This is a genomic window from Thermoflexibacter ruber, from assembly GCF_900113045.1.
Taxonomy (GTDB): Bacteria; Bacteroidota; Bacteroidia; order Cytophagales; family Thermoflexibacteraceae; genus Thermoflexibacter; species Thermoflexibacter ruber.
The window spans coordinates 21,162-33,355 of record NZ_FONY01000045.1; the positions used below are offsets into that span (position 1 = coordinate 21,162).

At 37.3% G+C, this 12,194-nt stretch carries 8 protein-coding genes; 4 read left to right on the forward strand and 4 right to left on the reverse strand.

Translation table 11 applies throughout. The annotated features are described in order from the left end of the window. Positions 1-10: 10 nt before the first annotated feature. Positions 11-1,213 carry a hypothetical protein gene (locus tag BM141_RS19075; RefSeq protein ID WP_091549063.1) on the reverse strand — a complete coding sequence of 401 codons (1,203 nt, stop codon included), beginning with the start codon at positions 1,211-1,213 and terminating at the stop codon, positions 11-13. A gap of 115 nt (positions 1,214-1,328) precedes the next feature. Between BM141_RS19075 and BM141_RS19080 the strand changes: the two genes are divergently transcribed. Next, positions 1,329-2,303 carry a polyprenyl synthetase family protein gene (locus BM141_RS19080; protein WP_091549064.1) on the forward strand — a complete coding sequence of 325 codons (975 nt, stop codon included), beginning with the start codon at positions 1,329-1,331 and terminating at the stop codon, positions 2,301-2,303. 34 nt (positions 2,304-2,337) lie between these two features. On the opposite strand, the gene BM141_RS19085 is transcribed toward BM141_RS19080, so the two are convergent. Continuing rightward, complete coding sequence (locus BM141_RS19085) at positions 2,338-5,952, reverse strand: ligand-binding sensor domain-containing protein (RefSeq protein WP_091549065.1); 3,615 nt, start codon at positions 5,950-5,952, stop codon at positions 2,338-2,340. 230 nt (positions 5,953-6,182) lie between these two features. Here BM141_RS19085 and BM141_RS19090 point away from each other — a divergent pair, with 230 nt between their 5' ends. The 3 genes from BM141_RS19090 (at position 6,183) to BM141_RS19100 (ending at position 11,631) form a co-directional block, all read left to right on the forward strand. Continuing rightward, the gene (locus tag BM141_RS19090) at positions 6,183-9,314 is read left to right on the forward strand and encodes an efflux RND transporter permease subunit (RefSeq protein ID WP_091549066.1); all 3,132 of its coding nucleotides are present in this window, start codon (positions 6,183-6,185) and stop codon (positions 9,312-9,314) included. Between the two features lie 203 nt (positions 9,315-9,517). Continuing rightward, positions 9,518-10,972 (forward strand): toxin-antitoxin system YwqK family antitoxin, encoded by a 1,455-nt coding sequence (locus tag BM141_RS19095; RefSeq protein WP_091549067.1) that lies wholly within the window; start codon positions 9,518-9,520, stop codon positions 10,970-10,972. Positions 10,973-11,121: 149 nt separating this feature from the next. Next, positions 11,122-11,631, forward strand: coding sequence for a GbsR/MarR family transcriptional regulator (locus BM141_RS19100; RefSeq protein WP_091549068.1), 510 nt, complete (start codon positions 11,122-11,124; stop codon positions 11,629-11,631). Positions 11,632-11,675: 44 nt separating this feature from the next. On the opposite strand, the gene BM141_RS23120 is transcribed toward BM141_RS19100, so the two are convergent. Both BM141_RS23120 and BM141_RS19105 read right to left on the reverse strand, forming a co-directional pair. Further along, positions 11,676-11,846 carry a hypothetical protein gene (locus BM141_RS23120; RefSeq protein WP_177217459.1) on the reverse strand — a complete coding sequence of 57 codons (171 nt, stop codon included), beginning with the start codon at positions 11,844-11,846 and terminating at the stop codon, positions 11,676-11,678. Between the two features lie 58 nt (positions 11,847-11,904). Then, positions 11,905-12,194, reverse strand: a 290-nt coding sequence (locus tag BM141_RS19105) for a transposase (RefSeq protein WP_143090757.1), incomplete at its 5' end; no start/stop codon positions are given.

Here is a 12,194-nt window from a genome sequence, read left to right on the forward strand (position 1 = left end):
ACAGGCAAACCTAAAAATTTACAAAGCCTCCAAAAGGAAATTCTTTTTCCCTTTGCTTGTATTCTTGGCGAAGTTCTTTTAAAAACTCTTTTAAAATTTTGTAATCAGTATGTGCATTGATAGAGTCTTGTAAACTATCTATGATGTGTTGGAGTTCGGTTTTTTCCTGTTTGAAAATTCTATCTGTAGCTTGTGGAGTAGGTCTGCAATACTTTTCATAAATCATACCCGTAGGACTTCCCCAACCAATGATACTAAACCTTTCATTTTCCAATTCACGGATTTGCTCTTGCAAAAGTTGGTTGTAGCGTTTGAGTTGGTCTTCCATGAGGCTCTCGATATGCTCGTGCTGAATCTGATACTCTAATTGCAAACGCAAAAGTTCAAACAAGTCGTTGGCTTCGTAGGCGGCAGTTACGCGCTTCATCATCTCCGTTTTTCGGTGGCGTTCTGCTTCATCTTGCTCTAAATCAGGGTGCAGTTCTTTTGCCAAGCTGGTATAGATAGTGCGAATATCTTTGCTGAGTAGCTTTTTCTCTTCGGCTTGTTGTTGTTCTTTTTCTATTTGTTTTTTGGTTTTCTTTCTATTGCCTTGCCTATTCCCCCAAGCATCTTGTTGCCCTTCTTCCATCTCTTGTTGCTTTTTCTGGAAATACGCTTGTGGATTTTTTCGCATCTCGTCCAAGTCTATGTCTATGCCAAACATAGTACGTATGATTTCTTTGGCGGTATCATCTATGATTTCTTTTTCCTCCTGAGTGAACATAAGCGTTTCGTACTTTTCTTTGAGTTGCTCTACCTGCTCGTCTTCAGTTATCTTTTCCTCATCTACAAATTCAGGCTTTGCCAAGATGTGTTCACAAAGTTCAAGAATGTGTTGTATCAATGTTTCACTATCTCTTTTTTTGAAAAAACCTGATTCATAGGCTTTATCGAGAATCAGCACATATTTTTTTTGTTTTTCTTTTATTTTTTCCCTCAGAGGGAAAATATCGCTGACTACTCTCAGACGTATATTTGCTATCTGCTCTTTGATGCTTGTAATTTCTTTTTTTAAACTCTCTATGCGTTTGATTTTCTTATTGAAGTCAGCTTCGTGTTTGCTGAGTATTTTTTCTTTGCTTTTCCCAATAACAGGTACAGAAGACTGATTTACATCTACATTATTTTCTAATTGCGAGGGAGTAGTAGAAGTAGCTTTCTTTCTTGGCATATTGATTTTTTATGTTTGATGCGGCAAATTTAAGGCTATTTTTGAGAAAAAATAAAAAGGAGGTTTATTATTCAGAAATTTGCTGTTAATATTGCAGGGGGAATAAACAACACGAATGAGTAATACCTTAGAAAAAATCCAAGCACCTATTGCCAAAGAAATGACAGAGTTCGAGAAAAAATTTCGCGATTCTGTCAAAACTAATATTTGGATTTTGGACAATGTCATGAATTACATCATCAAGGGCAAAGGCAAGCAAATGCGTCCTATGTTTGTTTTTTTGACTGCGGGAATATGTGGGCAGATTACAGAAGCTACTTATAGGGGGGCAGCCCTTATAGAACTCTTGCACACAGCCACTTTGGTACACGACGACGTAGTAGATGACGCTCATTATCGTAGGGGTTTTTTCTCTATCAATGCTTTGTGGAAAAATAAGGTAGCCGTTCTGGTGGGGGATTACTTGCTTGCGAAAGGCTTATTACTTTCTATTGATAATCAAGATTTTGGATTATTAAAAATTGTTTCTAACGCGGTGAGAGAAATGAGCGAAGGCGAGCTATTGCAAATGGAAAAAGCACGCTCTTTGGACATTACAGAAGCAGTTTATTTTGACATTATTCGCCAAAAAACAGCTACGTTGATAGCTTCTTGCTGTGGAGTAGGAGCGAGTTCATCTGGCGCAAGCGAGGGGGTAGTCCAAAAAATGCTTCAATTTGGGGAAAAAATTGGCATTGCTTTCCAAATCAAAGATGACCTTTTTGACTATGGTACAGCAGAAATAGGCAAGCCGGTAGGGATAGACATCAAAGAAAAAAAAATGACCTTGCCCCTGATTTATGCTCTGAATAAAGCAGATAAAAACGATAAAAGGCGCATTATCAACCTGATAAAAAATGAGAGTGAAAAGCCCAAGAAAGTAGTGGAGGTTATTGACTTTGTTAAGCAATCAGGAGGGATTGAATACACGCAGCAAGTCATGCAGGGCTATTACCAAGAGGCAGAGCAAATCTTGGCAGGCTTTCCTGACTCTATTTATAAAACCTCTTTACAGGACTTGGTTAAGTTTACGATAGAGAGGAGTAGGTAAGGACTATTGGTTTTGCAAAATACTCAAACTTTCGCTATATACTTAATAATTCCTCATACTTTTCCTCATTACAGGCTTTCAAGGCATTTTCTATTTGTTGTTTCCACAAACGTATGTTTTCTTCTTGAAAAGCCTCTATTTCATCTAAAATGCTTTTCACATCGCTGTATTCGTAAACCGTTAGCTTTTTTAATCGGTCAAAAAATGGAGCTAACTGCATTCGTTCTTGTGGAGAAAGCACAATTTTTTTGGCGAGTAGCTTGCCATTCATAGGAAATAAGTTGGGTTCGTAATGTATTTTTGCCAAAGGTAGTGAAAACCAAAAAGTAGCTCCTTGCCCCTCTTTGGAAACTACCCCTATCTGCCCTTTGTGCGACTCTATCGCCATTTTGCAAAAAGTTAAGCCCAGACCTGTAGAGCGTACATCGCCTGATTTGAGCGCCTCGACCTGAGCAAATTTCTCAAAAATGACTTCTAACTTATCCTCTGGAATCCCTATCCCTGAGTCAGCAATCGCAATGCTTACTTGGTCATTGGCTTGTGTTGCAAAATCAGGATTGATGTAAAGCCTTATTTTTCCATTATTGGGAGTAAATTTGATAGCATTGGTAAGCAGATTAATCATCACTCTTTCAATAACTTCCGCATCTATGCTAACTACAATATGGTTGGGTATTTGATTGATGACCTCAATAGATTTTCTTTCTAACAAGAGTCTAACTTGATTGAGCGAATTATATACAATCCTTATCAGTCTTTGCTGAGAGATTTGCAATTGAAATTGGGTGTTTTCAAACTTTTGTACGTCCAAGATATTGAATACCATGTTGAGCATCTGCCTTGCTGCTTGGAGAACTTCTTGCTTTTCTGTGATGCCCAAAATCGTATTGAGCGGATTTTTTAAGTCATGCACTATCATGCTCGTCAAACCTTCTTTGAACTTATTGAGGTCTAAGAGTTGTGCATTGACATTTTGCAATTTCTGCGTTTGCTTTTCTAATATGGATTTTTGTACTTCCATGACTTTAAGGCTGCTCTCTAATTTGTCATTGGCTAAGGCTAAATCTTGGGTACGTTCTTTGACCAATTTTTCTAAGGCAATTTCATGGGCTTGGATTTGCCTAATACGCCATTGGTACAAGAAAAATAAGGTAGCCAAAATACTCAAAACCGCCAAAGAAACAAACCACCATGTTTGCCAAAAAGGAGGAGTAATCACTACTCTGAGCGAGCTAACTTCCTCATTCCAAATGCCGTCGCCATTAGTGGCTTTCACCAAAAAAGTGTAGGTATTCGGAGAAAGATTGGTATAAGTGGCAAAAGGTCGCTTGGCATCGGTGTAGTTCCAATCTTTATCGAAGCCTTGCATCTTGTAGGCATACTTTATTTTTGAGCGATTGCTAAAATGCAGGGCGGAAAATTCAAAGCCAAAAATATAATCATTGTAAGAAAGCACAATTTCCTTGCTTTCTGAAATATGCTTTTTTAAAATATAATCTTCGCCATAATTGCGTTCAGGCTTATTAAACAGTTGAAATTCAGTGATGATGACTTTTGGTTTATAGGTGCTTAGTTGAATCTTCTCAGGAAAAAAAGCATTGAAACCATTGACCCCTCCAAAGAACATTTCTCCTTTACTATTTTTGTGAAAAGCATTGATATTGAACTCATTGCTTTGCAAGCCGTCATTGGCATCAAAAGTAGTAATTTGGTAGCTTTTCTTATTAAATTTAATTAGCCCTTTGTTGCTACTCAACCATAAGTTACTTTCACTATCTTCTAAAATACCGTAAATCACCTCATTAGGGAAGCCATTTTTCTTTCCAAAATTAGTAAAATTGTCAGAGATTTCATTGAAGCGACTTAATCCTCCAGCTGTCCCAATCCAAATCGTTCCTTCCTTGTCTGAATAGATACAAATTACTCTATCATTTGCTAAACTCAAAGAATCATTGTTGTTATGAAGATAGGTTTTAAAAGTGTTATTTTTAGGATTATATACTCTGATACCATGACTTTGTATGCCAATCCAAATGCTCCCTTTTTTATCCTCAATAAGGTAATTAATAGTGCAGCCTTGAGGGAAAATAGCTTCATTTTTCTTTGCATCAGAAAAAAGTATGGATAGATTGGTTCTATGGGTGTTCCATACTGCCAAAGCACCTACCATGCCTATCCAGAGATTATCTTGGCTGTCTGTCAAAAGACTACGTACCTGCCTGCTTGGAAGGTGCAAAGCATTGGTATCCTTTGGGTTAAAAGAAAGCCGATTGACAAATTTTTTCTCTTTGTACTCAAATAAACCGCCAAAAGTAGCTAACCAAACTATGCCTCTTTTATCTTGGCAAATATCTACGGCGAAGTTATAAGGAGCATTTTTATAGTCTTCTAAATCTACGTTTTCTAATTGATAAGGCGGGTGTTGAAACCTATTTTCTATGCGGTCTTGCGGGGTAGCCATGTTAATCCCTTTTTGCGTAGCACAAACCCACAAGTTTCCTTCTTTGTCTTCGAATATCCTTCTTAAAGAGTTGTAAGACAAGCTGTTAAGATTGTTTTCTTCACTTCTGTAATACAAAAAATAATGGCGTTTTTTCAAATCAAAGTAATGCACACCACCGTTTACCGTACCTACCCACAGCACGCCTGCCTCGTCCTCAAACATAGAAACTAACTCATTGACATTTAATGTACTTGGGTTAGATAGATTTTTTTGAAATCGTTTAAAAGTAACACTCTCTCCCCTCTGCTGGAGCAGATTTAGCCCACCTGCTTCAGTAGCTACCCAAAGTTCTCCTGTGGAGGTTTCTAAAACATCACTGATATAATCGCTGCCAAGAGATTGAGGATTGTTCTCATCATACCTGTAAGCAATAAATTGGCGTTTTTTCTTATCAAATTTATTTAAGCCACCGCCGTAAGTGCCAATCCAAACGCTTTGGTCTTTGCTGATTAAGATGCTGTTAATGAAGTTATTAGCTATGCTAAAACTATTATTTTCTTCATTTTTAAAAGATTCTAAAACTCCTGTTTTTTTGTTAAGAATAAATAGCCCCTCTTTGATTGTTCCTATGTAAAGATTTCCCTCTGCGTCTTTGGCAAGGCTTTTAATGTAACAATCGCTTGCCTTGCTTTCTTTGCAAAAAGAAAGGTAAGAGGAAAACTGCCTACTTTTCTTATCAAATTTTTTTAAGCCCAAGTTACTCGTAGCAATCAGTAAGGTATTATCTGAATCTTCTATAATTGCTTCTATGCGTGCTATTTCTCTACCTTTTTCATCTTTTGGGAAATTGGTGAATCGGTCTTTTTCATAATCATACAGGCTTAGTCCCCTTAGTGTTCCTACCCATAAATTTTTGTCTTTATCAACAAACAAAGCCGAAGCAAAACTGTTTGGAAGCGAGGTGCTATCTTTGGGAATGTGGTAGTAAGTAGTAATTTTGTTTCCATCGTACTTGTTTAATCCATCAGAAGTGCCAATCCATATCAAACCTTTTTTATCTTGGGCAATGCTATAAGCCGTATTTTGAGAAAGTCCTTCTTCGGTAGTGATTTTACTGAAACGAATTCCTTGTGCTTCAATTTTAGAAACAAGGCAAACAAAAGTGAAAAGAAGGAGTTGTTGATATAGCTTTTTTCTTTTGGACATTCAATCAGACAAGTATTTTTCCACAAAGGTAAGGAAAAGTTGTGCAATAGGGAAAACAAGTATTGTGTTTGGCAGTTTATTAAAGAAAGTTTCTTGCTTTATTTCAATATTTTCAAAATTAAATGCTATCTTTGAACTCCCACAATTAAACCTATCAACTTTTCTCCTTATTTTCTTGATATTTTATACAGTTTTAATTTTTACATTATACGAACTTTTTTGATAAAAAAATGAGTCTTTCATCTATCAGTATTCAGCGACCTGTTTTTACTATTGTATTAAACATAGTCATTATCATTTTCGGATACATTGGCTTTAACTTTCTGGGAGTCAGGGAATATCCGAGCATAGAATCGCCTGTGATTACCGTCAATACGCGCTATGTAGGGGCGAATGCGGAAATCATAGAGTCCCAAATCACTGAGCCTTTGGAAGAGGCAATTAACGGGATTGCGGGAGTTACGAGTATTACTTCTACGAGTAGGGATGGCTCGAGCAGTATTTCTGTAGAATTTGCCTTAGAGGTAGATTTGGAAACTGCCGCTAACGATGTAAGGGACAAGGTTTCTGGGGCGTTGGACAGGCTTCCGCCTGATGCCGACCCACCGAGAATTGCGAAGGCAGACGTGGACGGTGGGGTAATTATTGCCTTGAATGCTAAGAGTTCAAAACGCTCGTTGCTCGATTTGAATGCGATAGGAGAATCACTCATCAAAGAGCGTTTGCAAACTATTCCCGGAGTTAGTGAGGTGCAAGTATGGGGAGAGAAACGCTATGCCATGCGTTTGGAAATAGATTTGGCAAAACTTGCCGCTTACCAAATTACCCCTTTGGAAGTAAGAACTGCCTTGAGCAGAGAGAACGTAGAGCTACCAAGCGGGAGAATAGAAGGGCAACAAACAGAACTTACCGTAAAAACTATGGGAAGGCTTACTTCCGTAGAGGAGTTTAATAACTTGGTTATCAAGCAAGAAGAAGATAGACTGGTGCGTTTTAAAGATATTGGGCAGGTAAGGTTATCTCCTGAAAATGAAAGAACACTGCTTCGCAGAGATGGGGTTACTATGGTTGCCTATGCAGTTTCTGCACAACCCGGTTCAAATCATATTGATATTTCCAATAATTTTTACAAAAGAGTAGAGCAGATAAAGAAAGACTTACCCGAGGACATAGAATTAGTGATTGGTTTTGATAATACGAAGTACATTCGTTCTTCTATCGCTGAGGTACAAGAAACCATTTTTATTGCCTTTGGTTTGGTGGTTAGTATTATTTTCTTGTTTTTGCGAGATTGGAGAACCACAGTTATCCCTGTTTTGGCAATTCCTATTTCTTTGATAGGGACTTTCTTTATCATGTATATTGCTGGTTTTTCTATCAATGTGCTTACTCTCTTGGGAATAGTACTGGCAATTGGTTTGGTAGTAGATGATGCGATTGTAGTGTTGGAGAATATTTATACTAAAATAGAGGAAGGCATGAAGCCTTTGGAAGCAGCATACAAAGGAGCAAATGAGATTTTCTTTGCCGTTATTTCTACTACGATTACACTTGTTGCTGTATTTATGCCTGTTATTTTCTTGCAAGGGATTACGGGAAGATTATTTAAAGAATTTGGTGTAGTGGTAGCTGGAGCAGTAGTCATTTCCTCTTTTGTAGCCTTGACCTTGACGGTGATGCTGTCCTCTAAGATATTGAAACACAGGGAAAAACATAATTGGTTTTACAATGTAACTGAGCCTTTCTTTGTCAAGTTAAACAACTTTTATGAAAGTTCGCTCCATGCTTTCATGAAAATGCGTTGGTTAGCTTTCCCTTTATTAGCGGCTGCAATTTTTGCTATTTATGAGATATTCCAACTGCTTCCAAGCGAGTTGGCTCCTTTGGAAGACCGTGCAGGTTTGCGCATTTCTGTTACTGCTCCAGAAGGAACAACTTTTGAAACTACTGATGCCTTCATGTTACGATTAGGGGAGTTCGTAAGCCAACAAGTGAAGCCAGAGGAAAGAGAAGCAGTGATTACCATTACCTCTCCGGGTTTTAGCACAGGCGGAGCGGCAAACACAGGCTTTGTGAGGTTGGTACTTACGCCAGCGGATAAAAGGCAACGCTCTCAGCAGCAAATAGCTGATACGCTAACCAAAGTACTCCGTCAGATGAGCGAGGCAAGGACTTTTGTGATTCAAGAACCTACCATCGGCGGAAGAAGGAGTGGGCAACCTGTGCAGTATGTATTGCAAACGGCTACTTTGGACAAACTTGTGCAGATTATTCCTGCTTTTATGGCAAAGGTCATGCAACACCCCGACCTATCCGCCGCAGACGTGAATTTGAAATTTACCAAGCCAGAAATTCGCATAGAAATAGATAGAGAAAAAGCCAGCAACTTGGAGGTGTCCGTAGCCGATGTAGCCCAAACTCTCCAATTAGGCTTTGCAGGGCAGAGGTTTGGTTACTTTATGATGAATGGAAAACAATACCAAGTAATTGGGGAATTGAAACGAGAAGATAGGAACAAGCCTTTGGATTTGAAGTCTTTGTACGTAAAAAATCGTGCAGGAAAGCTCATTCAGTTGGATAATTTAGTTACGCTCAGAGAGAGTAGTAGTCCGCCTTCATTGACGCGTTATAATCGCTTTGTTTCTGCGACCATCTCTGCCAACCCTGCTACAGGGAAAACCATTGGACAGGGCTTAAAAGCAATGGACGAGATTGCTAAGCAAGTCAGAGAAGAAACTGGTGAAAACTTTACCACCGCTCTGGCAGGGCAATCTAAGGAATTTGCCGAAAGTTCCTCAAGTTTGGCTTTTGCATTTGTATTGGCTTTGACCTTGATTTACTTAGTGTTAGCGGCACAGTTTGAGAGTTTTCGCGACCCCTTTATCATCATGCTTACCGTACCTTTGGCTTTGGCAGGCGCCTTGTTCTCGCTTTGGTACACCAACCAAACCCTCAATATTTTTAGCCAAATTGGTATGATTATGTTGATAGGCTTAGTTACTAAAAATGCCATTTTGATTGTAGAATTTGCCAACCAGCGCAAAGAACAAGGATTGAATAAGTTAGAGGCAGTAATAGATGCGGCTATTGCCCGTTTCCGACCTATTTTGATGACTACGCTCTCTACCATTTTAGGCATCTTGCCTATTGCACTGTCTTTGGGGGCTGGTTCGGAAAGCAGGGTAGGTATGGGGATTGCAGTAGTGGGAGGTATGATACTTGCCACAGGATTGACGCTTTATATGATTCCTGCGATTTATTCTTTCTTCTCTACTGAGCATAAAGTCATTCCTACTTTTGACGATTTAGAAAAAGAAAATAAACAACAAGAAGAAGTAGAGGAAGTAGAGGCGGCAAGATAGTAAGTAAAATATTTTTTCTGTTATATTCAATAGTGTAATTCCTCATCTGTTTTAGTTAATGCTACGCAGAAAGAGGAATTATTTTTTTTACATGAGTTTGTTACATAGAGTTTACAAAAACATTTTATTTGCTATTAAATCAAAGTAAATGATTTTTAATTTGGCACAGTTTTTCTAATCACTTATATAAAATCACTTTTCTTATGAAAAAGCTGTTTGTTTCTTACATTTTTTTGTCATTATTTTTTGTTGCTAATGCCCAAGAAAAAATCAGAGTAACTACTCATTTTGATAGCGTAGATAGTGCTATCAAAGAAGAATATTATGTATTGGCAGACAATAAAGACATCATAGATGGGGACTACAAAAGCTACTATAAAAGTGGTAAACTCAAAACACAAGGCAAGTTTGAGAAGGGAAATATGGTGGGCAAGTATGTAAAATACTATGAATCAGGAGCTTTGGAAACAGAAGGTATGTTCATAGACGGCAAGCGACAAGGCAAGTTTATAGAATACTATGAAAATGGAAAGAAAAAAATAGAATATGCTTACCAAGATGATAAAAAGGAAGGCGAGGTTCTCGCTTTTGATTTTGGAGGGAAAATTATACAAAAAGGTACATATCGGAATGATATGTTGCAAGATTCCTTTTTCACTTATTACGAGGACGCTAAAATAAGAACTATCGCTCTTTTCAAGGATAATGAGTTACACGGCATAGTCAAAGAATTTTATCCCAATGGAAATCTGAAAAAATCTATTACTTACGTGAAACATGTTCAACATGGAAAGGAAATCACATACTATGAAAACGGCAATCCACAAATAGAAGTAAACTATGTCAATGGAGAACTTTCTACGGATTCGCTACGCAACTTTTTTGATAACGGAGTTATGGAGTTGGAAGTGCTAAGGGATAATGACCGTTTTAATAAGTTTAAAACTTTCAACAGAAATGGAAAAAAAATATCTGAAGGGCGTGTAATGATGAAAAACAAAGAGGGGTTTCTTAGCTACTCTAATACTACACAAGCCTTAGCTTTCTTAGGGGCGGTGCTACATGGAGAAGTGAAAACTTATTACGACAATGGAAACATCAAAGCAGAGTTGCGTTATTCACAGGGGAAAAAAAGTGGGAAAAACTTGTATTATTATGAAAATGGAGAGAAAAAAGAACAGATAGATTACAGCAACGATGAAAAGGACAGAAAGATAAAAAGATTTTACCCTAACGGCGAATTGGAAAGCGAAATCCAATACAAAGATAATACACCCGTAGGAACTTGGGAGTTTTTCTATCCTAACAAGCAACTCAAATACAAAGAAACCTACATAGAAGGCAAGGTAGAAGGTACAAAAATTACTTATTACGAAGATGGAAAAATAGCCTCAGAAGAAACTTTCATCAAAGGCAGGTTAAATGGGCTGGTAAAAACTTTCTATCCATCGGGGAAGCCCAAAGCAGAAATACCCTACATCAGAGGGACTATCAATGGGATAGTAAAAAACTTCTATGAAAACGGCAAACTCCAAAGTACAGGAAGGCAAATTAATAACACCAAAGTAGGCAAGTGGAACTACTACAACGAGCAAGGAAAATTAGAAAAAACTGAAAACTGGAAAAGAGGAGAAGCCACTGAAGTAAAAACCTTTTGACTTGTCCAACAGAAATGAGTTGTAAAATCCTCTAAGGTTGTTTAGACTTTATAGGATTTATTTTTTTACAAATAAAATTCAAAAAATTTTGAAACTTCTATATGAATTACTAAATTGAATTTTAATTTTTTAGCACAAGCACTTGATTTATGACATTAGACGAAGCAAAAAAAAAATTTATCCAAACTTGGGGAGGTTTAGGTGCGCAATGGGGTATTAATAAAACGATGGCTCAACTTCATGCCTTGCTTTTTATCTCTGCACAACCTCTTAGTACAGAGGATATTATGGAAACTCTCCAAATCTCTCGTGGGAATGTCAATATGAATGTACGAGAACTCATAGACTGGGGGCTGGTATATAGGGTAAATAAAACAGGCGACCGTAAAGACTATTACCAAGCGGAAAAAGATGTGTGGAAGATAGCCAAACTTATCGTTAGGGAGAGAAAAAAGAGAGAGTTAGAGCCTATTATTGAGGTGCTGACAGAGTTAAAAAAAGTAGAAGGAGATAAAAAATCTGAGGAATATCAGTCTTTTGTAGAAAGCATGACTCAACTTAAAAACTTTTCCGAAACGGTCAATAACTCAGTAGATAAAATGATTAAAGCAGATGAAAACTGGCTGGGGAATTTGTTTTTAAGTATGCTAAAAAAATAAAATAGGTCAGATTTGAAAATCTGACCTATTTTATTGGATTGATTTTATCCTTTTGTAACCTCTTTTTCTCTTACTTCTTTTTCTTTGACCTTATTTGTTTTTACATTGACAAAGGTTTCTAAGAATCTTTGTCTTTCTCGCTTGTCATAGATGTACTTTCCTACAAACTCATCTCGCCAGCGGTCTTTGTTAAGTTGGAACTCTGCTAAGTCCATGTCCAAAAACTCTTGAATTTCGTTTCTATCTACTTCTATATTGTAGGTATAACGTGAATTATTTTACATTTTCTTGAATAAATACAATTTGTTTGTCCTCTAATTTTTGTGGATATGCTTTTATGTTTGGTGTTTTTTCCAAAAATGTATAAGCAATTAAGCCTGCCAGCAAATTAATAAGAAAATTTTTAGGGCTTCTGTGCCTTGAATGTTCTATATTTAGTTGATTTTTAAGTACATCGAAAGCAGTTTCTATCAATCCTCTATGCCTTAAATAATAGGCTTGTGGTTCTGTTAATACTTGATTTTTCTTCATATTAGCTCTTAACTTAGTGATTAAGTGCAAGT

Coding starts and splice junctions, on each gene's coding strand:
- BM141_RS19075 (WP_091549063.1), bottom strand. CDS start 1,213: ATGCCAAGAAAGAAAGCTACTTCTACTACTCCCTCGCAATTAGAAAAT.
- BM141_RS19080 (WP_091549064.1), top strand. CDS start 1,329: ATGAGTAATACCTTAGAAAAAATCCAAGCACCTATTGCCAAAGAAATG.
- BM141_RS19085 (WP_091549065.1), bottom strand. CDS start 5,952: ATGTCCAAAAGAAAAAAGCTATATCAACAACTCCTTCTTTTCACTTTT.
- BM141_RS19090 (WP_091549066.1), top strand. CDS start 6,183: ATGAGTCTTTCATCTATCAGTATTCAGCGACCTGTTTTTACTATTGTA.
- BM141_RS19095 (WP_091549067.1), top strand. CDS start 9,518: ATGAAAAAGCTGTTTGTTTCTTACATTTTTTTGTCATTATTTTTTGTT.
- BM141_RS19100 (WP_091549068.1), top strand. CDS start 11,122: ATGACATTAGACGAAGCAAAAAAAAAATTTATCCAAACTTGGGGAGGT.
- BM141_RS23120 (WP_177217459.1), bottom strand. CDS start 11,846: ATGGACTTAGCAGAGTTCCAACTTAACAAAGACCGCTGGCGAGATGAG.